Below are 26,802 nucleotides of genomic sequence, written 5' to 3'. Positions count from 1 at the left end.
GCGACGCGAAGAAGGGTCTGGCGTCGCTGTGTATCGGCGGCGGCATGGGTGTCGCGCTGGCGGTGGAACGTCCGTAATAAGTCACAGATAGTCACTGGCGGGATTGGGAAGGGCCGGCGGGCGGCACGGAGATCGCCGTCCGCATAACGAAAATGGAGTGAGGAATGGCGAAGCGTATAGCGTATGTAACCGGCGGGATGGGCGGCATCGGCACCAGCATCAGCCAGCGCCTGCTTAAAGATGGCTTTACGGTCGTCGTGGGCTGCGGCCCGAATTCGCCGCGCCGGGTGAAATGGCTGGAAGACCAGAAGGCGCTCGGCTTCGAATTCATCGCCTCGGAAGGCAACGTCGGCGACTGGGAATCGACCAAGAACGCGTTCGACAAGGTCAAGGCCGAAGTCGGCGAGGTCGATGTCCTCGTGAACAACGCGGGCATCACGCGCGACGTCGTGTTCCGCAAGATGACGCACGAAGACTGGACCGCCGTCATCGACACGAACCTGACGAGCCTCTTCAACGTGACGAAGCAGGTCATCGACGGCATGGTCGAGCGCGGCTTTGGCCGGATCATCAACATTTCGTCGGTGAACGGGCAGAAGGGCCAGTTCGGCCAGACGAACTACTCGACCGCCAAGGCCGGCATTCACGGCTTCACGATGGCGCTCGCGCAGGAAGTGGCGACCAAGGGCGTGACGGTCAACACCGTGTCGCCGGGTTATATCGGTACGGACATGGTGAAGGCGATCCGTCCGGAAGTGCTGGAAAAGATCGTCGCGACGATTCCGGTGCGGCGTCTCGGCACGCCCGACGAAATCGGCTCGATCTGCGCGTGGCTCGCGTCGGACGAATCCGGTTTCGCGACCGGCGCGGACTTCTCGCTGAACGGCGGCTTGCATATGGGCTGACGGGCGGCGGCCTCCCGCGACGCTCACCGGCGCGCGGGAGGCCGCTTCTCGCCGGATTTATCAACGTGCGGCGAACATGCAGCAGCGCTTTTTTGCGACAACGCAAGACCTGCTTGCTGCCATCGCAGTAAAGTTTTGCGTTTAAAGGCGTTAAATGACCACCACTACTACTACAAAGAAAGCCGCCGAACGACTCATCAAAAAATATCCGAACCGTCGGCTGTATGACACGGAGACGAGCACTTACATCACGTTGTCGGATGTGAAGCAACTCGTGCTCGATCAGGAAGACTTCAAGGTACTCGACGCGAAGTCCAATGACGACCTCACGCGCAGCATCCTTCTGCAGATCATTCTGGAAGAAGAGAGCGGTGGCCTGCCGATGTTCTCGTCGGTGATGCTCTCGCAGATCATCCGCTTCTACGGCCATGCGATGCAGGGCATGATGGGCACGTATCTGGAAAAGAACATCCAGGCGTTCATCGACATCCAGCAGAAGCTGACCGAGCAGAGCAAGGGCATCTACGACGGCAACGCGCTCAATCCGGAAGTCTGGTCGCAGTTCATGAACATGCAGGCGCCGATGATGCAGGGCATGATGACGAGCTACATCGAGCAGTCGAAGAACATGTTCGTGCAGATGCAGGAGCAGATGCAGTCGCAGGCGAAGTCGATGTTCAACACGTTCCCGTTTCCGACGCCCACGCCTACGTCGACGGAGAAGAAGTAAGTCATCCGGAAGGGCGCATGCGGCCGGGGTCGCGCGCCTCGGCGTGAGCGGGCGCGCCGTTTGCTTAGGCTCCGCCTACGGCTCTCGCCGGATCCTGCGCGAAGGCCGCGCCGAAATCGCCGCGATACGTGAACGAGCCGTGGTGCGCGAGCTTCGAGCGGGCATCCACGTAGACCTTTCCGCCCAGATCGCGCCAGCGGCGGCAAAACGCGTAGTCCTCCGACAGATAGCGCCCGGTTTCGCGCTCGACCATCACGTCGAAGAAGCGATAGCAGTAGCCGTGCAGCGGCGAATCGGGCGGCGCGTCGGGGACGTATTGCAGATCGGGCATGCGCGCGATCATCGTTTCGAGCACCGAGCGGCGGATGCACATGAATCCCGTGGGCGCTTCGTCCACTTCGATGAAGCCGTCGTCGTCCACGGTCATGCGCGCACCATCGCTGGAATTCACCGGATAGCGCAATGCGCGCGTGAGGAATTGCTCCTGCGTGAGGCCGGCGGGAATCTCGCCCGTCCAGTCGATGCGTTTGCGCGGATACACGCCGGTGACGACATCGCGGTCCGCGAGCAACAGACGCAGCGCCTGATCCGGCGTGAAGCCGATATCGGCGTCGATCCAGAAAAGATGCGTGTGCTGTTTCTGAGCGAGAAAATGCGCGACGGCTTCATTGCGCGCGCGCGTGACGAGGCTTTCGCCGGACTTGATGCGCATCGAGCCTTGCACGCCGAGACGCCAGAGCTCGTTGGTGAGCGTCAGCATGCTGGTGGCATAGCCGGACGTAACCTGGCCCGAGTAGCAAGGCGTGATGAAAAGCGGGTTGAAATGGCGCAGAGCGGAAGGATCGAGCATGAACGGCGATGGGTGAGATCGAAGCGATGAAAGGCGCGGCGAATCCGCGTGGGTCACCGAATGTGCGATGCCCGGCCGGCGAAGGGAATCGGACAAGGACGGAAAGCCCGGGAAATCCGGTCTTTCGGCGCTCCGGGGTAAAATAGTCGATTGGCCTCGTGCGCTCCCACAAGACATCGTTCCCGTGAAAAATTCTTTAGATTCAACCGCCAAGACGACTCCCGCGCCGAAAATCGGCATGGTGTCGCTCGGCTGCCCGAAAGCGCTCGTCGATTCCGAGCAGATCATGACCCAGCTTCGCGCCGAAGGTTACGAAATCTCCGGCACGTATGACGGCGCGGATCTCGTCGTCGTCAACACCTGCGGTTTCATCGACGAGGCTGTGCAAGAAAGTCTCGACGCCATCGGCGAGGCGCTCTCCGAAAACGGCAAGGTCATCGTCACCGGCTGCCTCGGCGCGAAAAAGAGCGCGAGCGGCTCGGGCCTCATCGAGGAAGTGCATCCGAAGGTGCTCGCCGTCACCGGCCCGCACGCGACCAACGAAGTGATGAACGCGGTGCACACGCATCTGCCGAAACCGCACGATCCGTTCACCGACCTCGTGCCGCCCGCCGGCATCAAGCTCACGCCGCGCCACTACGCGTACCTCAAGATTTCGGAAGGCTGCAATCACCGCTGCACGTTCTGCATCATTCCGTCGATGCGCGGCGATCTCGTCTCGCGCCCCGTCGCCGAAGTCATGCTCGAAGCCGAAAATCTCTTCAAGTCCGGCGTGAAGGAGCTGCTCGTGATCTCGCAGGACACGAGCGCGTATGGCGTCGACGTGAAATACCGCACGGGCTTCTGGAATGGCAAGCCGCTCAAGACGCGCATGACCGATCTCGTCGGTGCGCTCGGCGAACTCGCCGCGCAGTACGGCGCGTGGGTGCGCCTGCATTACGTGTATCCGTATCCGAGCGTCGACGACGTCATCCCGATGATGGCCGAAGGCCCGCTGCGCGGCCACGTGCTGCCGTATCTCGACGTGCCGTTCCAGCACGCGCATCCCGAAGTGCTGAAGCGCATGAAGCGCCCGGCCAACGCCGAAAAGGTGCTCGAGCGCGTGAAGACGTGGCGCGAGATCTGTCCCGATCTGACGATCCGCAGCACGTTCATCGCGGGCTTTCCGGGCGAAACGGAAGAGCAGTTTCAGACACTGCTCGACTTTCTCAAGGAAGCGGATCTGGATCGCGTCGGCTGCTTCGCTTACTCGCCGGTCGAAGGCGCGACCGCGAACGAACTCGAGGGCGCATTGCCCGACGACGTGCGCGAGGAACGCCGCGCGCGCTTCATGGAGCTGGCCGAGGAACTGTCGGCGAAGCGCATGAAGAAGAAGGTCGGCAAGACGCTAAAAGTGCTCGTCGATGAAGTGAGCGCCGAAGGCGGCATCGGCCGCACGGCGGCGGATGCGCCGGAAATCGACGGCGTCGTGTACATCGCGCCGGCGACGAAGGCATCGAAGCGCTACAAGGCCGGCGACTTCGTGTCGGTGAAGATCACCGGCGCCGATGGCCACGATCTCTGGGGCGAGGTCTAAATCCATGCCAGCGATGCCGCACGTCCTCGCGCTCGGCGAGGCCATGATCGAGTTCAATCAGTCGACGCGCGATCAGCCGAACTATCTGCAAGGCTTCGGCGGCGATGTCTCCAACTTTCTGATCGCGGCATCGCGCCAGGGTGCGGCGACGGGCTTCGTGTCCGCCGTCGGCAACGATCAGTTCGGGCAGTTGCTGCTCGATCTGTGGCGCTCGGAAAACGTGGATACATCGACGGTGCGCATCGATCACGACGCGCCCACGGGCGTCTATTTCGTGTCGCACGGCGAGAACGGGCATCGCTTCGACTATCTGCGCGCGGGCTCGGCCGCGAGCCGCTACGCGCCGTCGCATCTGCCGCTCGATGCGATCGCCGCCGCGAAGGTCGTGCATCTGTCGGGCATCAGTCTCGCGATCGGCGTGTCCGCGTGCGACGCCGCGCTCGCCGCGATCGATCACGCGCGCTCGCACGGCGTCAAGGTCAGCTTCGATACGAACCTGCGCCTGAAGCTGTGGCCGCTCGCGCGCGCCCGCGCGGTGATGCTCGAAGCCATCCGTTCGACGGATATCTGCCTGCCGAGCTGGGACGACGTGACGCTGCTCACCGGCCACGAAGACAAGGACGCGATCGTCGACGCGCTGCTGAATCTCGGCCCGAAAGTCGTTGCGCTCAAGCTCGGCAAGGAAGGCGCCTATATCGCGACGCCCGATGAGCGGCGCGTGGTGCCGGGCCGCGTCGTGCAGGCGGTCGATGCGACCGGCGCGGGCGACTGTTTCGGCGGCGCGTTCATCGCGCGCATCGTCGCCGGTGACGATCCCTTCGCGGCGGCGCGCTATGCGAACGCCGCAGCGGCTTTATCGACGCAAGGCTTCGGCGCGGTCGCGCCGATTCCGACCCGGGCGACCGTGGAACGCGCGCTCGCCGAATAACCAACGGAGACGGCAACATGCAACGTGAAGTGGTGGTGGTAAGCGGCGTGCGCACGGCGATCGGCGATTTCGGCGGCTCGCTGAAGGACTTCAGTCCGACCGATCTCGGCGCGCGCGTCGTGCGCGAGGCGCTCTCCCGCGCGAACGTCGGCGGCGATGAAGTCGGCCATGTCGTGTTCGGCAACGTCGTGCATACCGAGCCGCGCGACATGTATCTCGCGCGCGTCGCGGCGCTCGACGGCGGCGTCACGCAGCACGCGCCCGCGCTCACGGTGAACCGCCTGTGCGGCTCGGGCCTGCAGGCGATCGTCTCGGCGTCGCAGTCCATTCTGCTCGGCGATGCCGATGTCGCCATCGGCGGCGGCGCGGAAAGCATGAGCCGCGCGGCGTACATCATGCCCGCCGCGCGCTTCGGACAGCGCATGGGCGATACGCGCATCGTCGACATGATGGTCGGCGCGCTGAACGATCCGTTCGACAAGATCCACATGGGCGTGACGGCCGAAAACGTCGCCGCGAAATTCGGCATCACGCGCGAGATGCAGGACGCGCTCGCGCTCGAATCGCACCGGCGCGCGGCGAAGGCGATCGAAGCCGGCTATTTCAAGGACCAGATTCTGCCGATCACGCTCGCGTCGAAGAAGGGCGACACCGTGTTCGAGCGCGACGAGCACGTGCGCATGAACGCGACGGCGGACGATTTCGCGAAGCTCAGGCCCGTGTTCGCGAAGGAAAACGGCACGGTGACGGCGGGCAACGCGTCGGGCATCAACGACGCGGCGGCGGCAGTCGTGCTGATGGAGCGGTCCGTCGCGCAGAAGCGCGGCGCGCATCCGCTCGCGCGCCTCGTCGCGTATGCGCACGCGGGCGTCGATCCGAAGATCATGGGCATCGGCCCGGTTCCGGCGACGCAGAAGGCGCTGGAACGCGCGGGCCTGACGGTCGACGATCTCGACGTCATCGAAGCTAACGAGGCGTTCGCCGCGCAGGCGTGCGCCGTGTCGCAGGAACTGAAGCTCGATCCCGCGAAGGTCAATCCGAACGGCTCGGGCATTTCGCTCGGACATCCGATCGGCGCGACCGGCGCGCTCATCACGGTGAAGGCGCTGTACGAGCTGCAGCGCATCGGCGGGCGTTACGCGCTCGTGACGATGTGCATCGGCGGCGGGCAGGGCATCGCGGCGATTTTCGAGCGTATCTGAAGGACGGAAGGATGATTCGAAGCATGAAAGGGCCGCGCATCGCCGCGGCTTTGACTCTGATCGCGGCGCTCGCCGGCTGCAATTCGCCGATGCCGACGGGCGCGTCCGGCGTGCTCGCGTCCGGTCAGCGCGAACCGGCGGGCGCCGACGCGCACGGCGCGCAGGCCGCCATCAAGGAACTCGCGCTGCCGCCGCAGAAGCCGCTCACGCCGAATCCAGAGTTCGCACGTTTCCCGCGCTACGTCGGCACGCTCGGCGACAGGCAGATCGAAATGAAGCTCGGCGCGAAAACCGACGAGCCGTCCGGCGTGCACGGCGAATACAAGTTCGCGGGCAGCCCGAACGTGATTCTCGTCGCGGGCGATCGCGACGGCGACACGCTCGAGATCGAGGAATCGAACGACGGCACGCACATCACGGGCAACTGGGTCGGCAAGTTCGCGGCGGACGGCAGCGTGTCGGGCGAGCGCATGGACCCGGACGATTCGAACGCGCAACCCTTCGACCTGCGTCCCGCCGTGCCCGGCCAGACCTTGCCGGCGACAGGCGCGGCCAGGGCGCCGCCCGCACCGTCGCTGGAACCCGCGCCGCCTGCGCCGCCGAAGAATGCCGTCGGCGGCACGAGCAACGTCATCATCGGCGAATGATTCGCTTTGTCTTCACCCCGCCGGGCGTTCCGGCGGCGGTCTCTTTTCATTCCGTATTGCAAAGTCATGACTGATTCCAGCAACAAGGACCGCGATCTGCAAACCCGCATCGTTCAGCCTGAGGACCGCATCACGCCCGGCTTCGAGTCGTTCTCGGTGCCGGTCGCGCGCGCCTCGACGGTCGTGTTTCCCGATCTCGCGTCGATGCGCTCGCTCGTCTGGAGCGACGACTCGAAGTGGCGCTACGGCCTGCACGGCACGCCGACGACCATCGCGCTCGCGCAGCGTCTCGCCGCGATCGAGGGCGGCGAGTTCGCGCTCCTGCAGCCGTCCGGGCTCGCGGCGATCTCCAACGTCTACTTCGGTCTCGTGAAGGCGGGCGATCACGTTCTGATCCCCGACAACGCATACGGCCCGAATCGCGATCACGCCGACTGGCTCGTCGAGGATTTTGGGCTGGAAGCGACCTATTACGATCCGATGACCGGCGCGGGCATCGCCGATTCGATCCGTCCGAACACGAAGCTGATCTGGCTCGAAGCGCCCGGTTCGGTGACGATGGAAGTGCAGGACGTGCCGGCGATCGTCGCCGTCGCGCGCGCGAAGGGCATCGTCACGGCGATCGACAACACGTACTCCGCGGGCCTCACGTTCAAGCCGTTCGAGCATGGCGTCGATATTTCCGTGCAGGCGTTGACGAAGTATCAATCGGGCGGCAGCGATATTCTGATGGGCGCGACCATCACGCGCGATGCGGAGTTGCACAAGAAGCTGAAGCGCGCGCGCATGCGCATGGGTATCGGCGTGTCGGCGGACGATGCGTCGCTCGTGCTGCGCAGCCTGCCGTCGATGAAAGCGCGTTACGAAGCCCACGACCGCACGGCGTTCGCGCTCGCGCAGTGGCTCAAGACGCGCCCGGAAGTGACGGCGGTGCTGCATCCGGCGCTCGCGGATTGTCCTGGCCACGAATTCTATGCGCGCGATTTCACGGGCGGCGCGGGCGGCCTGTTCTCGATCGTCTTCGATGGCCGTTATACGTCCGCTCAGGTCGATGCCTTCGTCGAAGCGCTTGATCTGTTCTCGATCGGCTGGAGCTGGGGCGGCGCGCACAGCCTCGCGATGCCGTACAACATCCGCTCGATGCGCACCGCATCGCAATGGCCGCATGAGGGCGTGCTGGTGCGCTTCTATATCGGCCTGGAAGCGGAAGCGGATTTGCGCGCGGATCTCGAAGCCGCGCTCGCCAAGGCGTTTGCCTGAATGAAGAACGGCGCCGCAGAGGCGCCGTTTCGACAGCGTTCAGAACAGCCGCAACAACCCGTCCAGCCCGACGAAGTTGAACGCGACGCTCGCCGCCTGCCGCACGACCGGCTTCGCGCGAAACGCCACCGACAAACCCGCTTCCGCCATCATCTTGAGATCGTTCGAGCCGTCGCCCATCGCGATGGCGCGCGTCGGATCGATGCCGATCTGCGCGCAGGTCTCGATGAGCGTGCGCGCCTTCACGTCCGCGTTCACGATTTCCCCGACGACCTTGCCGGTCAGCTTGCCATCGACGATTTCGAGCGTGTTCGCGCGCGTGTAATCGAGGCCGAGCCGCGCCTTCAGACGCTCGGTGAAAAACGTGAATCCGCCCGACACGAGCAGCGTCTTCAGGCCGGCGGCGCGCGCGCCGTCGAGCATGCGTTCCGCGCCCGGCGAAAGTTGCAGGCGCTCTTCGTAGACGCGTTCGAGCGCGCTCGCGTCGAGTCCTTTCAACAGCGCGACGCGCCGCGTGAGGCTTTCGTTGAAGTCCTTGATCTCGCCGCGCATCGACGCTTCCGTGATCGCCGCGACTTCGGCCTTCAGCCCGCAGAAATCCGCGATTTCGTCGATGCACTCGATCGTGATGAGCGTCGAATCCATGTCCATCGCGACGAGGCCGAAATCGGCGAGCTTCGCGGCCGGCTCGACGTACGCGTAATCGAGCGCGTGCGTGCCGCAATAGACGTCGATGTCGGGACGTTGCAGCGGATCGGCGTCGACGAGGCGCAGCAGCGTGTCGTCGACGCGCTGGGTTGCCTTCGAACGGGCGAGCGCGGCGAGCGGGCGCAAGTGCGAATCGGAGATCGGGGCGAGGCTTTGAATGACGAGATTCATCGGAGCGGAAAGCGCAGAAAGGCGGAAACCGCCATTGTAAAGAACCTTCAGCGCTGCACGCGCGCCGGATCGACATCCCAGTAAGGCGGCTCGCCGAACTGCGCCGCGAGGAACTCGATGAACGCGAGCGTCTTCGGCGGCACGAACGCGCGGCTCGGATACACGGCCCAGATCGCGACGGTCTGCGCGAGCGGGTAATCGTCGAGCACGGTGACAAGCTCGCCGCTCGAAAGCAGGGGCGCGACGCTCCACGTCGATTTCAGCCCGATGCCGATGCCCGCCGCGAGCGCATCGCGGATCACTTCGCCGTTGTCCGTGACGAGCCGCCCGGACACGCGCACGTCGATGACGCCCGTCGGCGTGACGAAACTCCAGTCGCGCTGATCGGCGAGGATCACGCATTCGTGATCGACGAGATCGGCGGGATGGCGCGGCATGCCGTGTTCGGCGAGATACGCGGGCGATGCGCACAGCACGCGCCGGTTGCTCGCGAGCTTTTTCGCGATGAGCGTCGAATCCTTCAGCGCGCCGATGCGAATCGCGAGATCGATGCCTTCATCGACGAGATCGACGATCTGATCGGTCATGCGCAACTCGACGGTCACGCCGGGATACTCGCGCAAGAACGCGGGAATCAGCGGCGAGATGTGCTGGCGGCCGAGCGAGGAGGGCATCGTCACGCGCAGCCGTCCGTGCGGATGCTCCCGCGCGCGCCCGACCGACGCGCGCGCGGCGTCGGCGGCATCGAGCAGTTCGCGCGCGTGCGCCGCGAAGATTTCGCCTTCCTGCGTGACGGAGACGCGCCGCGTCGTGCGGTGCAAGAGCCGCGCGCCGAGCATGCGCTCCAGCCCGGCGATGCGCGCGCTCGCCACCGCCGGCGACAAACCGAACTCCCGCGCCGCCGACGAGAGGTTCGCCAGCGCCGCCGCGCGCATGAAGAGGCTGACGTCGAGCAGATCGAGGCGCTCGCGCGTCGTGCCCTCCGTCAGAAAATCGCTCGCCATTTGATGGATTTTCCGAAAAATGTTTCAGCGATTATGGCGGTTTTCGAGATGACGGACACGCTTTAAGATCGAGGCAAATCCTCTTTGTGGAGCAACACATGAAAGCCATCGGCCTGACCCGCTATCTCCCGATTTCCAATCCCGAAGCGCTTATCGACATCGAAGTCGACAAGCCGGCGCCCACCGGCCGCGATCTGCTCGTGAAGATCGAGGCGATCGCGGTCAATCCCGTCGACACGAAAGTGCGCGCGCCGAAGGACAAGGTGGAAGAGACGCCGCGCGTGCTCGGCTGGGACGCGGCGGGCGTCGTGGAAGCCGTCGGGCCGGACGTGACGCTCTTCAAGGTCGGCGATCCGGTCTACTACGCGGGCGACATCACGCGTCAGGGCGCGAACAGCGAGTTTCATCTGGTCGACGAGCGCATCGTCGGCGCGAAGCCGAAATCGCTCGACTTCACCTGCGCCGCCGCGCTGCCGCTCACGACGATCACCGCATGGGAAGCGCTCTTCGAGCGGCTCGGCGTGTCGGCGGAAGGCAAGGATGCGGGGAAGTCGGTGCTGATCATCGGCGGGGCGGGCGGCGTCGGCTCGATCGGCATTCAGCTCGCCAAGCGCGTCGCGAAGCTTCAGGTGATCGCGACGGCCTCGCGGCCCGAATCGGCGAAATGGGCCGAAGATCTCGGCGCGGATCACATCGTCAATCACTTCGAGGACATTCCGAAGCAGATGAAGGACATCGGCTTTGCCCAGGTCGATTACGTGCTGATTTTCAACGACACTGACACGCATTTTCCCGCCGCCGCCGAAGTCATCAAGCCGCAAGGCGGCATTGCGACGATCGTCGAGAATGCGAAACCCGTTGCGGTCGAATTGCTGAAATCGAAGAGCGCGGCGTTTCACTGGGAGTTCATGTTCACGCGCGCGATGTTCAGGACGCCCGACATGATCGAGCAGCACAAGCTGCTGTCCGAAGTGGCGCGGCTGATCGACGCAGGCACGATCCGCACGACGCTCGGCCGCGATCTCGGCAAGATCGATGCCGCGAATCTGCGCGAGGCGCATCGCCTGCTGGAAGAAGGGCGCACCGTCGGCAAGCTGGTGCTGACCGGCTTCTGATCGTGGCGTTGACGAACGTCATCGACGTTGCTGCTCACTCGGGTTTTCCACTAGGATGAGCCGTCATGCGGGGCGCTAGACTGAATCGGCCTTACGGCACGCTGGCGCTTCGCGGCGCCGGCCTTCCTTCATAGCGCTCGATACGGAGGTGGCGGCATGAATCGTCGTTTGAACGTTCGTCGCATCGTTTCCGTCGCCGCGCTCGCGCTGTTCACAGCGACCGCCCACGCGACGCCAGGCATCAAGGTTCTCTCCGAAGCGCCCAATGACGGCCCCATCAAGTACACGGTGAAAATGGCGTCGAAGAATTTCGGCAACGAACAGGAAACGCGCACTATCCGCTCGGGTCAGACCGACGACTTCACCTGGCAAGGCGCGGCGGCGAGCGGCGCGCAACCGGTGCCGGACGGCTGTCCGCAGGCGGCATCGGTGCCGAAAAGCGCGGACGGGCAGGCGGTGCGGCAGGTGCAGATCCGCTTCGCGCCGGTCGTCGCGGACAACGGTTCGGCAAACGTGCAGATCAGCTTTCGCGCCTACGCGCCGAAGGGCACGAGCAAAGTGACCGTGGGCGGCAAGACGCTGCAATGTCCCGTCGATAACCGCTTCAGCCAGATCGTGCGTTTCTCGATGCCGACGTCCACCGGATCGAAGAAAACCGTCACGCTGGACGACGGCACGCAGTTGACCGTGACGGCGAGCCGGAAATAGCAGTCTGACGCGCCGATTCGTTCGGCGCGTTTTTTTATCTTCGTATCGCAACTAACGGTCTTGGATGTCGCCGCCCATCGAATTCGAGTCGATGGCGCCCATCGTCAGTAAAGCTTACAGATCGCGGTGTCCGACGCGCGCCGCTGCGCACGGCCGGCACACGACGCGGCGCGCCCGCACCGCTTGGCACGCTTCGTGCGATTCCTGTCGATGCCGCGCCAAAATCCGCGCGCGAAATCCGATAGCGAAGGTGCCACGATGCCGCATATGATCTGGAAAGGCGCGATCAGCTTCGGGCTGGTCCACGTGCCCGTGCAACTCTATCCGGCGACGCAGTCGGAGAAGGTCGGCTTCAATCTGCTCGACAAGCGTTCGATGGACCCGATCGGCTACAAGCAGATCAACAAGAACACGGGCAAGGAAGTCACGCGCGACAACATCGTGCGCGGCTTCGAGTATGAAAAGGGCAAATACGTCGTGATGACCGACGCCGAAATCCGCGCGGCCAACCCCGAATCGACGCAGACGGTGGACATTCTCGCCTTCGTCGACGCGCCCGACATCTCGTTCCTTTCGCTCGATACGCCGTACTATCTCGCGCCCGATCGCAAGGGCGAAAAGGTCTACGCGCTTCTTCGTGACGCGCTGAAGGACACCGGCAAGGTGGGCATCGCGAGCGTCGTGCTGCACAACAAGCAGCATCTGGCGGCGCTGATTCCGGTCGGGCCGGCGCTCGCGCTCAATACGCTGCGCTGGGGCGACGAAGTGCGCGACTTCAGCGAGTTCAAATTCCCGGACGAGAATACGAAGAAGGCGGGCGTCACGCCGAAGGAACTCGACATGGCCAAACGGCTCATCGACGATATGAGCGACACGTGGGACCCGGCGAAGTATCACGACACCTTCAAGGACGACATCATGGCGCTCGTCGACAAGAAGGTGAAGGAAGGCAAGGTCGCGGAAGTGATGAAGGTCGACGAGAGCGGCGAGGAAAAGGCATCGGCGGATATTCTCGACCTGTCCGAACTGCTCAAGCGCAGTCTGAAGAAGGGCGGCGGCACGGTAAAACGCGGTGCCAAGGCCACGCAATCCGACGGCGATTCGAGCGACGAAACCGCAGAAGAAACCGCGCGCCCCGCACGCAAGACGACGCGCCGCAAACGCGCTTAAGCCGATGGCCGAGAAACTCGACACCTATCAACGGATGCGGCGTTTCGACAAGACGCCGGAGCCGTCCGGCGCGGCAAAGCGTACTGCGCGCGCGAAAAAATCCGCGCAAAGCACATTGTCCTTCGTGATCCAGGAACACGACGCGCGCCGCCTGCACTACGACTTTCGTCTCGAACTCGACGGCGCGCTCAAGTCATGGGCGGTGCCCAAGGGGCCGAGCCTCGATCCGTCGGTGAAGCGGCTCGCGGTGCACGTCGAGGATCATCCGCTCGACTACGGCTCGTTCGAAGGCGAGATTCCCGAGGGCAATTACGGCGCGGGCAGCGTCATCGTGTGGGATCGCGGAACGTGGGCGCCGCAATCGGGCAGCGTCGAAGAGGCGGCGCGCGAGTACGCGAAGGGCAAGCTCAAGTTCACGCTCGACGGCGAAAAGCTGCACGGCGGCTGGACGCTCGTGAAAAGCCATATGCGCGGCAGCGGCGACAAGGAGCAGTGGCTCCTCATCAAGGAACGCGACGACGAAGCGCGGCCCGAAGCCGAATACGACATTCTGCTGAAGAAGCCGGGCAGTGTGATGTCGGCGTCGCTCGGCGCGCGCGACAAGAGCGGCGCGTTACGCGAGCGCACCGAACGCAAGACGAGCGCAAAGAAAACCACGACGCGCAAGGCCACGGCTAAAGCGGCAGACGGCCACGCGCATCCGGATATCGTCGCGAATCGCAGCGCCGAATCGTTGCGCACGCTGTCGCACGAACCGGCGATCGAAGGCGCCGTCAAGGCGAAGCTGCCGGCGACGTTCAAGCCGCAACTCGCGACGCTGCTCGATACCGCGCCGAGCGGAAATGATTGGGCCTACGAAATAAAATTCGATGGCTATCGTGTGCTCGTGCGCATCGAAACGATGAAGACGAAGCGCGAGATTCGCATCTATACGCGCAACGGCAACGACTGGACCGCGAAATTCTCGAAGCAGATCACGGCGCTCGACAGGCTCGATATCGAAAGCGGCTGGCTCGACGGCGAAGCCGTGGTGCTCGACGAACGCGGCCTGCCGGATTTTCAGGCGCTGCAAAACGCGTTCGATGCCGGTCGTCCGCAAGACATCGTCGTGTATTTCTTCGACGTGCCGTTTCTGAACGGCTACGACCTGCGCCACGTGCCGCTCGTGCAGCGGCGCGCGATTCTGAAGGCGCTCATCGAACCGGTCGACGATCCGGTGCTGCGCTATTCGCAGGATTTCGCCTTTCACGCCGAAGAGCTTCTGAAGAGCGCGTGCGACATGGCGCTGGAAGGCATCATCGGCAAGCGCATCGACAGCACGTATGTCTCGGGTCGCAGCCATTCGTGGATCAAGCTCAAGTGCCGGCGTCGACAGGAGTTCGTGATCGGCGGCTACTCGGAGCCATCGGGCAGCCGCGGGCACTTCGGCGCGCTTCTGCTCGGCGTCTACGATACGCACGGCAAGCTGCAGTACGCGGGCCGCGTCGGCACGGGTTTCGATCACGCGATGCTCGTCGCGGTGAAGAAGGAACTCGACAAGCGCGAGACCCAACGCATGCCCTTTGCCAGCGAGCCGCAGGAACGCAGCCGCACGCGCGTGCACTGGGTGAAGCCCGAACTCGTGGCCGAATGCAATTTCGCGGAATGGACCAAGGAGCGGATCGTGCGACAAGCATCGTTCGTCAGTCTGCGCGACGATAAACCCGCGCGTCAGATCGTGAAGGAAGAGCCGGTGGCGGCGAAGAAAGTCGCGGCGAAAAAGAGCACCGCCGCAAAGAAGACCAAGGCGAGTTCGGCCGAAATCGAAGGCGTGAAGATCAGCCATCCGGATCGCGTGATCGATAAATCGACGGGGCTGACCAAGCTCGATGTCGTCGAGTATTACGCATCAGTCGCCGACTGGATGCTGCCGCATCTGAAGGACCGGCCGGTGTCGCTCGTGCGCGCGCCGGAGGACATCGGCGGCGAACTGTTCTTTCAGAAGCACAGCGCAAAGCTCGCGATTCCGCACATCACGCAGCATCCCGATATCGATCCGGGGCATCCGCCGCTGCTCACCATCGAATCATCGAAGGCGCTCGTCGGCACGGCGCAGATGGGCACGATCGAACTGCATACGTGGAATGCGGTGGCATCGAACATCGAGAAGCCGGATCGCATGGTGTTCGATCTCGATCCGGGCGAAGGCGTCGGCTGGGAGCGCATGATCGAGGCCGCGCGGCTCACGAAAGATCTGCTCGTCGAACTCGGTCTCGCATCGTTCTGCAAGACGAGCGGCGGGAAAGGCTTTCACGTGGTCGTGCCGCTCGCGAAACATGCGAGCTGGGACGACATGAAGGACTTCTCGCAGGCCGTCGCGCAGCATATGGCGAGCACGCTGCCCAAGCTCTTTTCCGCGAAGATGGGCATGCAGAATCGCAAGGGCAAGATCTTCATCGACTATCTGCGCAACAACCGCGGATCGAGCACGGTCGCCGCATTCTCGCTGCGGGCGCGGCCGGGGCTCGGCGCATCGATGCCGATTTCCTGGGACGAACTCGACGATGTGAAAAGCGGCGATCAATGGCATATCGGCAACGTGCGCGAGCGGCTCGATGCGTTGAAAGGCGATCCGTGGGCGGGCTACGGCAAGTCCCGTCAACGGATCACGGCGGACATGAAGAAGCGGCTCGGGCTGACCGGGTCGCGCAAGTGAGTGTTCATTCAGGTTCGCTCAGGGAGACGATCATGAAGCAGTCGAATGCAGCACCGGAGAGCGTGCCCGAACGTGGACGCGAAATGGCGAGCAAGGATCGCGAGAAGCAGTCGCGCGACGATGCATCGAACGCGCCGCTGCCGCATGAAGCGGATCAGAACGTCGAATCGCAGCACGAGCATGGCGCGCGCGATGTCGGCAAGCAGGCGCATGAGGACATCGAACGCGGTCTCGTCGATACGGATCGACGCGGCGGCGACGACTATCAGCGCGACACGCAGCGCGATTCCCACGCGAACGCGAATAGCGACGACGCCGGCGCGAAGAAGCGATGAACCGTATGGTGAAAAGCCTGTCCGAATGGCACCGCGCGGGCCGCTTGCGTAGAATGAATCGTTAATCGTGAGCGGGTCTCGAGCACAACGTTTGCCGCGTTTTTTCTACCGATATGCGCGTGCGCGGTACGCGGGAATCGGTAAGCCCTTCCGATGCCCGCGTCCCAAAGCCAATTTAACGAAACATGCAACTCGACCTTCTGTCCCGTCTGAAGAACGAAACCGCCGCGTGCCATGCGCGGCTCGAGCATGCGCTCGACCTGATGCGGGACGACCTGCAGCGCGACGAATATATCGCGCTGCTCGAACGATTCTATGGCTATGTCGCGCCCTGGGAAGATGCGGCGGGCGCCTGCATGCCGGCATCGCTCGCGGACTTCTTCGACGCGCGCCGCAAGACGTCGCTGCTCGCCGCCGATCTCATCGCGTTGACGGGCGATAAGCAGTTCAACGTATCGGTGCCGCAAGCCGGACACGACGATCTTCCGCCCATGCATGACATCGGCGATGCATTCGGCTCGATGTACGTAATGGAAGGCAGCACGCTCGGCGGCCGCTTCATCGCGCCGCATGTCGCCGAGCGTCTCGATCTCGCGCCGGGCGTCGGCAATACGTATTTCGACGGCTACGGCCCGCGCACCGGCAGCATGTGGAACGCGTTTCGCGCGACGGCGGCGGCGAGCGTGCCCGCGCTCCAGTACGACGATGCCGTGAAGGCCGCCATCGCGACCTTCGACAGCCTGCACGCGTGGCTGTGTCGCGAAGCAGTCGATGTCGATGCTTCACAGCCGGCGTCGGGAGCGGCTACATGAGCGAGTCCGCGAGCGAGCCGCCCATCGGCGCGGAGGCGTTGCACGACCCATCGCAAGGACCGCCCGATGCCGAAGCGCGCCGGCGCACGCTCAGTTCGGGCATTGCGAGCCAGGACTGCGATGCCGAGCCGATCCACATCCCCGGCGGCATCCAGCCGCATGGCTTTTTGCTCGTCCTGCGCGACGATCTGCGCATCGTGCAGGCGAGCGAGAACCTTGCTGCGCTGACGAACGCGAGCGTCGAAGGCTTGCTGGGCGAGCCGCTCGATGCCGTGCTCGGCGCGGCGGGCGCGCAACGCGTCGCGCGGGCGGCGGCAGGCTCCGCGCTCGACGACGCGCCGCTCTATATCGGTCCGCTCGACGTCACGCCGCCGTCGTCCGAAAACCCGCTGCGCTTCGATATCACGATGCATCGTCATGACGGCATGCTTATCGTTGAGATGGAAGCCGCCGCCGCGACGGGCGACGCGTTCGCCTCGATGTATCCGCTCGTGCGCACGTTCGCACGCGGGCTTCAGGAAGCGCCGAGCGTGCAGGCGCTCGCCGAACTGGCCGTGCGCGAAGTGCGCGCGATCACGGGCTTCGGTCGCGTGATGCTCTACAGCTTCGATGAGGAAGGCCGCAGCCATGTGCTCGCGGAAGATCGCGACGAGGGCTATCCGTCGTTCCTGCATCAGTTCTTTCCGGCGTCCGACATTCCGCGTCAGGCGCGCGCGTTGTATCTGAAGAACCGCATCCGCCTCGTCGCCGATGTCGATTACACGCCCGCGCGGCTCGTGCCGAGTCTCAATCCCGTCACCGGCCGTCCGACCGATCTCACCTACGCCACGCTGCGCAGCTTCTCGCCCGTGCATCTGGAGTACATGCGCAACATGGGCACGCATGCGTCGATGTCGGTGTCGATCGTCGTGCGCGGGCAGTTGTGGGGACTCGTCTCGTGTCACGATCACCGCGCGCGCATCGTGCCGTTCAACACGCGCGTCGCGGTCGAACATCTCGGGCACATGCTGTCCTTGCAGATCGAAGCGAAGGAAGAGCGCGCCGAGGGCGAGTATCTGACCGCTTTGCGCCGCACGATGGGCCGCCTGATTTCGGCGATGGGCGAGCACGAGAATTTCGTTGCCGGTTTGCAGGCCGTGCCGAACGATGTGCTGAGCTTCGCGCGTTCGGCGGGCGCGGCGATCATCTTCGACGATCAGATCACGCTGCTCGGCTCGACACCCGACGAGGACACCGTGCGCGCGCTCACGCACTGGCTCGCGGAGCACACCACCGGCGTATGGGCGACCGATTCGCTCGCCCGCGAATGGCCGCCGGCCAAGGCGCACGAGGACAAGGCGTGCGGCGTGCTCGCGGTGCCGGTCTCGCAGATTTTTCGCAACTATCTGCTGTGGTTCAGACCCGAACTGATGCAGACCATCAAGTGGGCGGGCGAGCCGGTCAAGATCGAAGGCGCGGATGGCGCGAGCGCGCCGCGCACGAACTTCTCGCCGTGGCTCGAAACGGTGCGCGGTCATTCCGCGATGTGGCGTCAGGGTGAACTCGAAATCGCCGGCGAGTTGCGCGGCGCGTTGCTGAATATCGTGTTGCGGCGCGCGGAAGAGCGCGCCGAACTCGCGACCGAACTCGCCCGCGCGAACAAGGAACTCGAAGCGTTTTCGTATTCGGTGTCGCACGACCTGCGCGCGCCGCTGCGCCATATCGCGGGATACGGCGATCTGTTGCGCGAGCAGGAAGGCGAGCGCATGTCGGACAAGAGCCGGCGCTTTCTGAACAACATGCTCGATTCGGCGCGCTTCGCAGGCACGCTCGTCGACGATCTGCTGACCTTCTCGCAAATGGGCCGCGCCGCGCTAAGGCCCGCGCCGGTCGATCTCGGTCAGCTCGTGCGCGGCGTCGTGCAGGAATTCGAGGTGGAAGGCTCGGGGCGCGACATCGAATGGATGATCGGCGATCTGCCGCGCGTCACCGGTGACGCCGCGTTCCTCCAGCTCGCAGTGCGCAACCTGATTTCGAACGCGGTGAAATATACGCGGACGCGGGAATCGGCGAAAATCGAGATATTCGCCAACCGCAACGGCGATGAATACGTGATCGGCGTGCGCGACAACGGCGTCGGCTTCGACATGAAGTACGGCGCGAAGTTGTTCGGCGTGTTTCAGCGGCTGCATCGGGCGGAAGAGTTCGAGGGCACGGGAATCGGGCTGGCCAATGTGCGGCGCATCGTCGAGCGTCACGACGGGCGCACGTGGGCCGAAGGACGGCTGGGCGAGGGCGCGGTGTTTTATTTCTCGCTGCCGGTCGACTATCGCAATGCAACTGGAACACAGGGCGCGCCAAATACAAAGTCAAGAAAAGACCATGCTTAAACCGATATTGCTCGTCGAAGACAATCCGAACGATCTCGAGCTCACGCTCGTCGCGCTCGACAAGAGTCAGCTCGCCAACGAAGTGATCGTGGCGCGGGACGGCCAGGAAGCCATCGACTATCTCACGTCCGAAGGCGAGTGGAAGGAGCGCGCGCCCGGCAATCCCGCCGTGATTCTGCTCGACCTGAAGCTGCCGAAGATCGACGGCCTCGAAGTGCTCGACATGATCCGTTCGAATGCGTCGCTCAAGAGCGTGCCGGTGGTCATGCTGACCTCGTCGCGCGAGGAGCAGGACCTCATACGCAGCTACGAGCTCGGCGTGAACGCCTATGTGGTGAAGCCGGTGGAATTCGCCGAGTTCGTCGAAGCGATCAGCGATCTCGGTGTATTCTGGGCCGTGCTCAACGAACCGCCGCCGGGTTCGACGCGCTTTCGCCGCCCGCCGCCGGCGCAATGACGGCCGCGCCCATGTTCATGACTTCGCCCTGTCCGGTGCGCCCGCAAGCGTCCTTTAAAGAGGACGCCTAGATCATGCAGCCCCTGCATCTGCTTCTCGTCGAAGACAACGCACTCGATGCGGAGCTGACGATCGCCCAGCTCGAACGCGCGGACTATGCGGTCGATGCGTCGATCGTGTACGACTCCGCGAATTTCATCGCCGAACTGGAGAAGAGGCGCTTCGACGTGATTTTGGCCGACTTCGTGATGCCGACGTTTTCGGGCATCGAGGCGCTCACCATCGCGAGCGAGCGCTCGCCGGACACGCCGTTCATCTTCGTGTCGGGTCTGCTGGGTGAAGAGCATGCCGTCGATATGCTCAAGCGCGGCGCGACCGATTACGTGCTGAAGCAGCGTTTGCAGCGCCTGCCCGCCGTCGTGCGCCGCGCGATGCGCGAGAGCGCCGAACGCGCGCAGCGCATCGCGGTCGAGCGGGCGTTGCGCGAGACGGAGACGCATTTCCGCTTGCTCATCGACGCGCTGAAGGATTACGCGGTCATCACGCTCGATCCCGAAGGGCGCATTCGCACGTGGAACGCGGCGTCGGAGCGCATTCTGGGCTTTCCGGCGCAGGACGTGCTCGGCCAGTCCGCGAACATCTTCTACGCGCAGGAAGATCGCGAGGCGGCCGTGTTCGAAGCCGAACTGGACACGGCGCGTCGCGAAGGCAGCGCAAGCGACGATCGCTGGCTCTGGCGCAAGGACGGCCACTCGTTCTTTGCGTCGGGCGTGACGACGGCAATCCGCAGCGAGCATGACGAGCTGATCGGCTTCTCGAAGATCGTGCGCGACGCCACCGACGCGCACATGGCCGCCGACGCACTGCGGCTCGCGAAGGATCAGGCCGAATCCGCGAATCGCGCGAAGGACCATTTTCTGGCGGTGCTGTCGCATGAATTGCGCACGCCGCTCACGCCGATTCTCGCCGCGGTGCGTCTGCTCGAAATGAAGCATTCGCTGTCGCGCGAGGCGCATCCGACGCTCGATCTCATTCGCCGCAATGTCGAGCTGGAGGCGCGTCTCATCGACGATCTGCTCGATCTGACGAGCATCGCGCGCGGCAAGCTGTCGCTCAATTTCGCGAGCGTCGCGCTCGATACCTTGCTGATGAGCGCGCTCGACATGTCCGAGGCCGATCTGCGCGCGAAAGGCCTCACGCTCGACACGCATTTCGACGCGGGCCAGTTCATCGTGCTCGGCGATGCCGCACGGCTTCAGCAGATCGTCTGGAATCTGATGAAGAACGCGGTGAAGTTCACGCCGGCGGGCGGGCGCATCGACGTGCGCACATGGAATCCCGATCCGGCGACGATCGCGGTTTCGGTGACGGACAGCGGCATCGGCATTAGTGCGGAAGCGTTGCCGCGCATTTTCTCGGCGTTCGAACAGGCCGACGATTCGATCACGCGCTCGTTCGGCGGCTTGGGCCTTGGCCTCGCCATCGCGAGCACGCTCGCGCAGAAGCACGGCGGCACGCTGTCGGCGTACAGCGAAGGCCGCGACGCAGGCGCGCGCTTCACGCTCACGCTGCCGCTCGCGAAAATGCAGCCCACGCGCGCCGACGAGCCGCTCGTCGAGGCCGCGCGCCAGGAGCAGGGCCGCGCGCTCAGGGTGCTGCTCGTGGAGGACAACGAGCAGACATCGTCGGCGATGGCCGAAGTGCTCGAAATGCTCGGCCACGAAGTGTCGGTCGCGATCACCGTCGCGGAGGCGCTCGAACGCGCGAAGGGCGGACCATTCGATCTGCTCGTCAGCGATATCGGCTTGCCGGACGGCAGCGGGCTCGATATCGCGCGGGCGTGGCAAACCTTGCAGCCCGACAAGCCCTCTGTGGCGATCACGGGCTACGGCATGGACGAAGACATCCGCCGATGCCGCGAAGCGGGCTTTCGCGATCATCTGACCAAGCCGGTCAATTTCTCGCGGCTCGAAGCCCTGATTCAATCGCTTGCGGAAGAGCATTCGAAATAAGCTATCCGCCTGTCGTGACAGGACGCGGTTGCAGAAATTTGACAGCCCCATGCGCCGTTTTGTCGATTGACGGCTGCTCCATTCGTTGTAGGGTATGAGACCGCGCCAAACCCGGCGCGCTCATTCATTACAGGAGCCGATATGTCCAATCCCGCCGTCAAGCCGATCCCCGAAGGCATGCATTCGCTGACCCCGCATCTCGTCTGCGCGGGCGCGGCGGAAGCGATCGAGTTCTACAAGCGCGCGTTCGGCGCCGTCGAGCTGGGCCGCATGCCCGCGCCGGACGGCAAGCTCATGCACGCGATGGTGAAAATCGGCGATTCGACGCTCATGCTCGTCGATGAATTCCCGCAATTCGGCTCGGTCGGTCCGAAAGCGCTGAAGGGATCGCCGGTCACGATCCACCTGTATGTCGAAGACGCCGACGCCACCGTGAAGCAGGCCGAAGCCGCCGGCGCGAAAGTGACGATGCCCGTCGCCGACATGTTCTGGGGCGACCGCTACGGGCGTCTGGAAGACCCGTTCGGCCATCAATGGTCGGTCGCGACGCACACGCGCGACATGACGCCCGAGGAAATGAAGCAGGCAATGGCACAGCAGCCGTGCGGTTGATCGCGACTTGACGCGCGAAACGAGGCACGCATCCACGAACGGAGATCCGCACATGCACAAGATTTCGCCCTGTCTGTGGTTCGAAGGCGGCAAGGCCGAAGAGGCCGCAAATTTTTATGTCGAGACATTCAGGAACGCGCGCATCAAAGACATCATGCGCAGCACCGAGTCGGGGCCGAGCCCGATCGGCAGCGTCATCGCGGTGATGTTCGAGCTCGAAGGCGAGGATTTCCTGGCGCTGAACGGCAATCCGGAATTCAAGTTCTCGCCGGCCGTTTCGATGTTCATCAAATGCGAAACGCAGGAGGAAATCGACCATTACTGGGACAAGCTGCTGGAAGGCGGCCAGTCGATGGCGTGCGGCTGGCTCGCCGACCGCTTCGGCGTGACGTGGCAGATCGCGCCGACGCGTCTGCTCGGGATGTTGCAGGACCCGGACAAGGCCAAAGCCGATCGCACCATGAAAGCGATGCGCGAGATGATCAAGCTCGATCTCCCGGCGCTGGAGCGGGCGTACAACGGCGAGTAGGCTACGCGGCGCGCTTGCGGGGCTTTCGTTCGACGAGCTTCGACGCCATGAAGCGATGGTCGCTCGAAAAGAGCCGCCGGTACGTCAGCACGACAGCGCCGACCACGCCGAGTCCCGACCCCGCGGCGATCAGAAACATGATGACGATCTGGTAGCGCACCGCCTGCAACGGCGACTGCCCGGCGAGCACCTGACCCGTCATCATGCCGGGCAGGCTGACCAGGCCGACCACGGCCATCTGATTCAGCGTCGGAATCATGCCCGCGCGCACGGCCTGGCGCGCGGGCCCCTGCGCCGCTTCCCAGCGCGAAGCGCCGAGCGCGAGCGACATCTCCACGGCCCCGCGTCCCGAAGTCAGTTCTTCCGTCATGCGTTCGATGCCGAGCGACACGCCCGTCAGACAGTTGCCGAGGATCATGCCGAGAATCGGAATTGCGTATTGCGGTTCGTACCACGGATGAATCCGGATCACGACGAAGAGCCCAAACGCGCCGATCAGCCACGAACTGCCCCAGATCGACACGATGCTGTCCGCGCGCTGTCCCGCGTAGGTGCGCCGCCCGCGATCCGACGCGGCAAAACCGGCGATGACCGTCATCAGCGCCATCAACGGCAGCACGACATACCAGCGATTGAACGCGAAGACCCAGCCGAGCACGTAGCCGATCAGCAGCAGTTGCACGATGGTCCGGATCGCGGCGATGAGCAGTTTGCGTTCGAGCCGCAGATCCAGCGCGACCGACAGCGCGCCATTAATGACGATCAGCGCCGCCGCGAGACCGATATCGAAGAGACTGAGGTTCTGATAGCCGTTCATCGCGTGTCGCCTCCGAGCACGCCCGCATTCATCGTCAGATGACGCGTGGCGACGCGCTTCGCCTGCTCCGGATCGTGCGATACCCAGATGCACGCGTGTTCCGGGTCGGCGTCGAACCATGCGGAAACGAGCGCTTCGATCGAACGTGCCGATGCCGGATCGAGCGATGCGGTCGGTTCGTCGAGCAGCAGCACATCGGGCGAAAGTTGTAGCACGCGCACGAGCGCCGCGATCTGCGCTTCGCCGCCGGACAGTTCGCTCGCGAGCTTGTCGAGGAAGTCCGCGCCGCGACCGGCCGCCTGCGCGAGCCGCATTGCGGTATTGCGATCGAAATGTGCATCGTGATAGGTCTTGAGCGAAAACGGATAGCGCAGATTGTCCTCGACGGTGCCATCGAGCATCGCGGGCCGCTGCGCGATATACGCGACACGCCGCCGATAGGCCGGAACCCGCGCACGCGCGATGCGCTCGCCGCGCCACGTGACGTGGCCTTCGTCGCACGCGTCGAGCAGCGCGAGCGTGCGCAAGAAGACGCTCTTGCCCGAGCCGGACGGCCCGGTGATCGCCGCGCGCTGGCCTGTGTCGAGGGCGAAATTCGTCGGATGCAGCAGCTCTGTGCCGCGCACGGCGTCGCGACGCACGACGCCGTGCGCCGCGACGAGTTCGGTTGATGTCACGTCCTGCATCGTGGGTATGGGCGTCGTTCTTTGGATTAGCATCTTACGGACATTCGGCGCTCAGCGGACGCCCGAGCGCGCGGGCACACGATGTGCTGCCGCAATCATAATCAGAAAAACGGATGGATTCGTCATGGTGCAGGCCCGCTCGACCGGAAAAATCGGAAGGATCGTCGCATGGTTTTTTGCCGTTCTGGCGGTTCTGATTGCAATTTTGGTCGTGATTTTCCTGACCTTCGACTGGAACCGCCTGCGGCCGTGGGTCGATGACAAGGTATCGGAAGCGATCGGCCGACGTTTCGAAATCACGGGCGACCTGAAGGTCGGCTGGCATCGTCCGCCGAACGAGACGGGCTGGAAGCGCTGGGTGCCGTGGCCGCGCTTCTCCGCTGAAAAGATCACCATCGCCAATCCGGACTGGGCGCGCCAGCAACACTTCGCCACGCTCGACGAAATCGACTTTCAGGTGGCCGTGCTGCCGCTGCTCGCGCACGACATCGTGATTCCGACGATCAATCTCGTGAATCCATCGATCGATATCGAGCGGCTCAAGGACAATCGCAACAACTGGACGTTCAAGTTCAAGCAGTCGACCGAGCCGTCGACGTGGAATCTGAAGCTCGGCGACATCTCGCTCGCGAGAGGCACCGTCGGTGTCCACGACGAAGTGACGAAGGCCGACATGCAGGTCGTCATCGATACGCTCGGGCAGCCTGTGCCGATCGGCGATGTGATGAAGCAGCAGGAAGCGGCATCGGCGAAATCGTCGGCGGAGATGGTCGGCAAGAGCGGCGCGGCGAAGCTCAACAAGCAAGCCGATGCGGCCGCGGCGTCCGAAGCGTCGGCGGCTTCGGCTGCCTCGGCGGCGGCCGCGGCGAATGCATCGGCGCCGAATCCGGCGAGCACGTCGGCGAATACCAGCATCACGACCAAGGAAGGCCCGAAACCGCCAGTTCCGCCTTACGCATTCGGCTGGACCGTGAAGGGCACGTACAACGGCGGCAAGGTGTCGGGCGACGGGAAGCTCGGCGGCGTGCTCGCCGTGCAGGATGCGAAGCGCCCGTTCCCCGTGCAGGCCGACGTGCGTCTTGGCGATACGCATATCGCGTTCGTCGGCACCGTGACCGATCCGGCGCATCTCGCCGCGCTCGATCTGCGCCTGTGGATTCAGGCCGTCAGCATGGCGCACCTCTATCCGTTCACGGGCGTGACCTTGCCCGAGACGCCGCCGTTCGCGACCGAAGGGCGGCTCACTGGCCAGTTCCGCGCGGACGGCAACGTGTTCCATTACGAGAACTTCACCGGGCGCGTGGGCGGCAGCGACATCAACGGCTCGCTCGTCTATGCGGGCAAGAAGCCGCGTCCGCTCCTGCAAGGCGAACTCGTGTCGCATCTGCTGCAGTTCAAGGATCTCGCGCCGATCATCGGCGCGGACTCGAACGCGAGCAAGGCGAAGCGTGGCGATGCGCAGAAGCAGCCGTCGTCGAAGGCGCTGCCGACGGAAGAGTTCAAGACCGATCGCTGGAAAGCCATCGACGCCGATGTGAAGTTCACCGGCCAGCGCATCATCAAGGATCCGGATCTGCCGATCACCGATCTGTACACGCACGTGATCATGACCGATGGCGTGCTGTCGTTCGAGCCGCTGAAGTTCGGCGTGGCGGGCGGCTCGCTGGCATCGAACATCCATCTCGATGGCAGCGCCGCGCCGCTCAAGGGCCGCGTATCGGCGCAGGCGCGGCATCTGAAGCTGAAGCAGCTTTTCCCGACCGTGAAGACGATGCAATCCGCGCTCGGCGAGGTCAACGGTGACGCCGCGCTCTCCGCGACCGGCAATTCGCCGGCGGCGCTCGCGGCAACATCGAACGGCGAGGTGAAGGCGCTCATCACGGAAGGCACCGTGAGCCGTCTGTACATGGAAGCGGCGGGGCTGAACGTGGCGAACGTCGTGTACGAGAAGCTCTTCGGCAAGCGCGACGTGAACATCAACTGCGCGGCGGCCGATTTCGTCGTGACCGATGGCGTGCTCGATTCGCGCGTCTTCGCGCTCGACACCGACGACGCCGTCATCAACGTCGATGGCACCATCAATCTGAAGACGGAGGACATGGATCTGGGCATCCATCCGCACACGAAGGGTCTGCGCATTTTCTCGCTGCGCTCGCCGCTGTACGTGAAGGGCACGTTCAAGGACCCGCACATCGGCGTGAGTCCGGTGCTTGCGCTGCGTGGCGCGGCGGCCGTGGGTCTCGGTCTCATCAATCCCTTCGCGGCGCTGATTCCGCTCATCGCGCCGAGCAATAACAAGCCGCTGCCGTGTCAGCAGATGCTCGCCGATATCGGCAAGGCGCCGACCGCGCCGCCTGCCGGACAGAAGCAGAAGGCGAAGGCGGCGCCGGCGTATATGTCGTCGGATGCGGCGGCGACCGGCTCCGCGAAGGACAAGAACGCGAAGAAGCCGGCGGCGCCGGCGGCCGCCAGCGCTGCGCAGTATCGCGGCAGTTGAGACCGCC

24 protein-coding genes are annotated in these 26,802 nt (G+C 64.2%); 19 read left to right on the top strand and 5 right to left on the bottom strand.

The annotated features are described in order from the left end of the window. The first annotated feature begins 164 nt into the window (after window positions 1-164). Both AWB76_RS17150 and phaR read left to right on the top strand, forming a co-directional pair. The gene (locus tag AWB76_RS17150) at window positions 165-905 is read left to right on the top strand and encodes a 3-ketoacyl-ACP reductase (RefSeq protein WP_061161310.1); all 741 of its coding nucleotides are present in this window, start codon (window positions 165-167) and stop codon (window positions 903-905) included. A 154-nt stretch (window positions 906-1,059) separates the two neighbouring features. Next, window positions 1,060-1,635: a polyhydroxyalkanoate synthesis repressor PhaR gene (gene phaR, locus AWB76_RS17145; RefSeq protein ID WP_061161309.1), complete on the top strand. Its 576-nt coding sequence runs from the start codon at window positions 1,060-1,062 to the stop codon at window positions 1,633-1,635. Between the two features lie 64 nt (window positions 1,636-1,699). On the opposite strand, the gene AWB76_RS17140 is transcribed toward phaR, so the two are convergent. Continuing rightward, window positions 1,700-2,485: a hypothetical protein gene (locus tag AWB76_RS17140; protein ID WP_061161308.1), complete on the bottom strand. Its 786-nt coding sequence runs from the start codon at window positions 2,483-2,485 to the stop codon at window positions 1,700-1,702. 184 nt (window positions 2,486-2,669) lie between these two features. Between AWB76_RS17140 and rimO the strand changes: the two genes are divergently transcribed. From rimO to AWB76_RS17115, 5 genes are all read left to right on the top strand, one after another. Continuing rightward, window positions 2,670-4,061 (top strand): 30S ribosomal protein S12 methylthiotransferase RimO, encoded by a 1,392-nt coding sequence (gene rimO, locus AWB76_RS17135; protein ID WP_096031315.1) that lies wholly within the window; start codon window positions 2,670-2,672, stop codon window positions 4,059-4,061. Window positions 4,062-4,065: 4 nt separating this feature from the next. Beyond that, window positions 4,066-4,989 carry a sugar kinase gene (locus tag AWB76_RS17130; protein WP_061161306.1) on the top strand — a complete coding sequence of 308 codons (924 nt, stop codon included), beginning with the start codon at window positions 4,066-4,068 and terminating at the stop codon, window positions 4,987-4,989. A gap of 17 nt (window positions 4,990-5,006) precedes the next feature. Then, window positions 5,007-6,191 carry a beta-ketothiolase BktB gene (gene bktB / locus AWB76_RS17125; RefSeq protein WP_061161305.1) on the top strand — a complete coding sequence of 395 codons (1,185 nt, stop codon included), beginning with the start codon at window positions 5,007-5,009 and terminating at the stop codon, window positions 6,189-6,191. 11 nt (window positions 6,192-6,202) lie between these two features. After that, window positions 6,203-6,838, top strand: coding sequence for a hypothetical protein (locus AWB76_RS17120; protein WP_061161304.1), 636 nt, complete (start codon window positions 6,203-6,205; stop codon window positions 6,836-6,838). A gap of 66 nt (window positions 6,839-6,904) precedes the next feature. After that, window positions 6,905-8,098 carry a cystathionine beta-lyase gene (locus AWB76_RS17115; protein WP_061161303.1) on the top strand — a complete coding sequence of 398 codons (1,194 nt, stop codon included), beginning with the start codon at window positions 6,905-6,907 and terminating at the stop codon, window positions 8,096-8,098. Between the two features lie 39 nt (window positions 8,099-8,137). On the opposite strand, the gene serB is transcribed toward AWB76_RS17115, so the two are convergent. Together serB and AWB76_RS17105 are read right to left on the bottom strand one after the other, a co-directional pair. Continuing rightward, a complete protein-coding gene (gene serB / locus AWB76_RS17110) occupies window positions 8,138-8,977 on the bottom strand; it encodes a phosphoserine phosphatase SerB (RefSeq protein WP_061161302.1) in 840 nt (279 codons plus the stop codon). A 47-nt stretch (window positions 8,978-9,024) separates the two neighbouring features. Next, window positions 9,025-9,981, bottom strand: coding sequence for a LysR family transcriptional regulator (locus tag AWB76_RS17105; protein WP_061161301.1), 957 nt, complete (start codon window positions 9,979-9,981; stop codon window positions 9,025-9,027). Window positions 9,982-10,079: 98 nt separating this feature from the next. Here AWB76_RS17105 and AWB76_RS17100 point away from each other — a divergent pair, with 98 nt between their 5' ends. The 11 genes from AWB76_RS17100 (at window position 10,080) to AWB76_RS17050 (ending at window position 22,795) form a co-directional block, all read left to right on the top strand. Further along, window positions 10,080-11,096, top strand: a complete 1,017-nt coding sequence (locus tag AWB76_RS17100) for a zinc-binding alcohol dehydrogenase family protein (RefSeq protein ID WP_061161300.1) — start codon at window positions 10,080-10,082, stop codon at window positions 11,094-11,096. A 156-nt stretch (window positions 11,097-11,252) separates the two neighbouring features. Next, the gene (locus AWB76_RS17095; RefSeq protein ID WP_061161299.1) at window positions 11,253-11,804 is read left to right on the top strand and encodes a DUF6013 family protein; all 552 of its coding nucleotides are present in this window, start codon (window positions 11,253-11,255) and stop codon (window positions 11,802-11,804) included. Window positions 11,805-12,062: 258 nt separating this feature from the next. Continuing rightward, window positions 12,063-12,974 carry a non-homologous end joining protein Ku gene (gene ku / locus AWB76_RS17090; RefSeq protein ID WP_061161340.1) on the top strand — a complete coding sequence of 304 codons (912 nt, stop codon included), beginning with the start codon at window positions 12,063-12,065 and terminating at the stop codon, window positions 12,972-12,974. 4 nt (window positions 12,975-12,978) lie between these two features. Then, entirely contained in the window at window positions 12,979-15,669 is a 2,691-nt protein-coding gene (gene ligD, locus AWB76_RS17085) for a DNA ligase D (RefSeq protein ID WP_061161298.1), read from the top strand. A 32-nt stretch (window positions 15,670-15,701) separates the two neighbouring features. After that, window positions 15,702-16,004 (top strand): hypothetical protein, encoded by a 303-nt coding sequence (locus tag AWB76_RS17080; RefSeq protein ID WP_074171364.1) that lies wholly within the window; start codon window positions 15,702-15,704, stop codon window positions 16,002-16,004. A gap of 185 nt (window positions 16,005-16,189) precedes the next feature. Continuing rightward, complete coding sequence (locus AWB76_RS17075) at window positions 16,190-16,816, top strand: biliverdin-producing heme oxygenase (protein WP_061161297.1); 627 nt, start codon at window positions 16,190-16,192, stop codon at window positions 16,814-16,816. Beyond that, complete coding sequence (locus tag AWB76_RS17070) at window positions 16,813-19,185, top strand: ATP-binding protein (protein ID WP_061161296.1); 2,373 nt, start codon at window positions 16,813-16,815, stop codon at window positions 19,183-19,185. The genes AWB76_RS17075 and AWB76_RS17070 overlap by 4 nt, the downstream gene beginning before the upstream one ends. Beyond that, on the top strand, window positions 19,178-19,642 hold the full coding sequence (locus AWB76_RS17065; RefSeq protein WP_008349436.1) for a response regulator: 465 nt from the start codon (window positions 19,178-19,180) through the stop codon (window positions 19,640-19,642). The genes AWB76_RS17070 and AWB76_RS17065 overlap by 8 nt, the downstream gene beginning before the upstream one ends. A gap of 74 nt (window positions 19,643-19,716) precedes the next feature. After that, the gene (locus AWB76_RS17060) at window positions 19,717-21,654 is read left to right on the top strand and encodes a hybrid sensor histidine kinase/response regulator (RefSeq protein WP_061161295.1); all 1,938 of its coding nucleotides are present in this window, start codon (window positions 19,717-19,719) and stop codon (window positions 21,652-21,654) included. A gap of 141 nt (window positions 21,655-21,795) precedes the next feature. Beyond that, window positions 21,796-22,266, top strand: coding sequence for a VOC family protein (locus AWB76_RS17055; RefSeq protein WP_061161294.1), 471 nt, complete (start codon window positions 21,796-21,798; stop codon window positions 22,264-22,266). 52 nt (window positions 22,267-22,318) lie between these two features. Beyond that, window positions 22,319-22,795 carry a VOC family protein gene (locus AWB76_RS17050; protein ID WP_061161293.1) on the top strand — a complete coding sequence of 159 codons (477 nt, stop codon included), beginning with the start codon at window positions 22,319-22,321 and terminating at the stop codon, window positions 22,793-22,795. Window position 22,796: 1 nt separating this feature from the next. Here the strand turns inward: AWB76_RS17050 and AWB76_RS17045 are convergent, their stop codons facing one another. After that, window positions 22,797-23,612 carry an ABC transporter permease gene (locus AWB76_RS17045; RefSeq protein WP_061161292.1) on the bottom strand — a complete coding sequence of 272 codons (816 nt, stop codon included), beginning with the start codon at window positions 23,610-23,612 and terminating at the stop codon, window positions 22,797-22,799. Then, window positions 23,609-24,298 (bottom strand): ABC transporter ATP-binding protein, encoded by a 690-nt coding sequence (locus tag AWB76_RS17040; protein ID WP_208606579.1) that lies wholly within the window; start codon window positions 24,296-24,298, stop codon window positions 23,609-23,611. The genes AWB76_RS17045 and AWB76_RS17040 overlap by 4 nt, the downstream gene beginning before the upstream one ends. Window positions 24,299-24,422: 124 nt before the next feature. Between AWB76_RS17040 and AWB76_RS17035 the strand changes: the two genes are divergently transcribed. After that, window positions 24,423-26,795 carry an AsmA family protein gene (locus AWB76_RS17035; protein WP_061161291.1) on the top strand — a complete coding sequence of 791 codons (2,373 nt, stop codon included), beginning with the start codon at window positions 24,423-24,425 and terminating at the stop codon, window positions 26,793-26,795. Window positions 26,796-26,802: the final 7 nt, after the last annotated feature.

It is taken from the genome of Caballeronia temeraria (genome assembly GCF_001544795.2).
Lineage (GTDB): Bacteria > Pseudomonadota > Gammaproteobacteria > Burkholderiales > Burkholderiaceae > Caballeronia > Caballeronia temeraria.
Note: the sequence above shows the minus strand (reverse complement) of the source record. Positions and strands in the feature narration are given on the sequence as shown.

What these genes read in the sequence shown, in the direction of transcription:
- AWB76_RS17080 (WP_074171364.1), top strand. Translation starts at nt 15,702, where the DNA reads ATGAAGCAGTCGAATGCAGCACCGGAGAGCGTGCCCGAACGTGGACGC.
- AWB76_RS17075 (WP_061161297.1), top strand. Translation starts at nt 16,190, where the DNA reads ATGCAACTCGACCTTCTGTCCCGTCTGAAGAACGAAACCGCCGCGTGC.
- AWB76_RS17040 (WP_208606579.1), bottom strand. Translation starts at nt 24,298, where the DNA reads ATGCAGGACGTGACATCAACCGAACTCGTCGCGGCGCACGGCGTCGTG.
- AWB76_RS17115 (WP_061161303.1), top strand. Translation starts at nt 6,905, where the DNA reads ATGACTGATTCCAGCAACAAGGACCGCGATCTGCAAACCCGCATCGTT.
- ku (WP_061161340.1), top strand. Translation starts at nt 12,063, where the DNA reads ATGCCGCATATGATCTGGAAAGGCGCGATCAGCTTCGGGCTGGTCCAC.
- AWB76_RS17035 (WP_061161291.1), top strand. Translation starts at nt 24,423, where the DNA reads ATGGTGCAGGCCCGCTCGACCGGAAAAATCGGAAGGATCGTCGCATGG.
- AWB76_RS17105 (WP_061161301.1), bottom strand. Translation starts at nt 9,981, where the DNA reads ATGGCGAGCGATTTTCTGACGGAGGGCACGACGCGCGAGCGCCTCGAT.
- AWB76_RS17070 (WP_061161296.1), top strand. Translation starts at nt 16,813, where the DNA reads ATGAGCGAGTCCGCGAGCGAGCCGCCCATCGGCGCGGAGGCGTTGCAC.
- AWB76_RS17095 (WP_061161299.1), top strand. Translation starts at nt 11,253, where the DNA reads ATGAATCGTCGTTTGAACGTTCGTCGCATCGTTTCCGTCGCCGCGCTC.
- AWB76_RS17130 (WP_061161306.1), top strand. Translation starts at nt 4,066, where the DNA reads ATGCCAGCGATGCCGCACGTCCTCGCGCTCGGCGAGGCCATGATCGAG.
- AWB76_RS17140 (WP_061161308.1), bottom strand. Translation starts at nt 2,485, where the DNA reads ATGCTCGATCCTTCCGCTCTGCGCCATTTCAACCCGCTTTTCATCACG.
- phaR (WP_061161309.1), top strand. Translation starts at nt 1,060, where the DNA reads ATGACCACCACTACTACTACAAAGAAAGCCGCCGAACGACTCATCAAA.
- AWB76_RS17150 (WP_061161310.1), top strand. Translation starts at nt 165, where the DNA reads ATGGCGAAGCGTATAGCGTATGTAACCGGCGGGATGGGCGGCATCGGC.
- AWB76_RS17120 (WP_061161304.1), top strand. Translation starts at nt 6,203, where the DNA reads ATGATTCGAAGCATGAAAGGGCCGCGCATCGCCGCGGCTTTGACTCTG.
- AWB76_RS17065 (WP_008349436.1), top strand. Translation starts at nt 19,178, where the DNA reads ATGCTTAAACCGATATTGCTCGTCGAAGACAATCCGAACGATCTCGAG.
- serB (WP_061161302.1), bottom strand. Translation starts at nt 8,977, where the DNA reads ATGAATCTCGTCATTCAAAGCCTCGCCCCGATCTCCGATTCGCACTTG.
- AWB76_RS17060 (WP_061161295.1), top strand. Translation starts at nt 19,717, where the DNA reads ATGCAGCCCCTGCATCTGCTTCTCGTCGAAGACAACGCACTCGATGCG.
- AWB76_RS17050 (WP_061161293.1), top strand. Translation starts at nt 22,319, where the DNA reads ATGCACAAGATTTCGCCCTGTCTGTGGTTCGAAGGCGGCAAGGCCGAA.
- AWB76_RS17055 (WP_061161294.1), top strand. Translation starts at nt 21,796, where the DNA reads ATGTCCAATCCCGCCGTCAAGCCGATCCCCGAAGGCATGCATTCGCTG.
- AWB76_RS17045 (WP_061161292.1), bottom strand. Translation starts at nt 23,612, where the DNA reads ATGAACGGCTATCAGAACCTCAGTCTCTTCGATATCGGTCTCGCGGCG.
- ligD (WP_061161298.1), top strand. Translation starts at nt 12,979, where the DNA reads ATGGCCGAGAAACTCGACACCTATCAACGGATGCGGCGTTTCGACAAG.
- bktB (WP_061161305.1), top strand. Translation starts at nt 5,007, where the DNA reads ATGCAACGTGAAGTGGTGGTGGTAAGCGGCGTGCGCACGGCGATCGGC.
- AWB76_RS17100 (WP_061161300.1), top strand. Translation starts at nt 10,080, where the DNA reads ATGAAAGCCATCGGCCTGACCCGCTATCTCCCGATTTCCAATCCCGAA.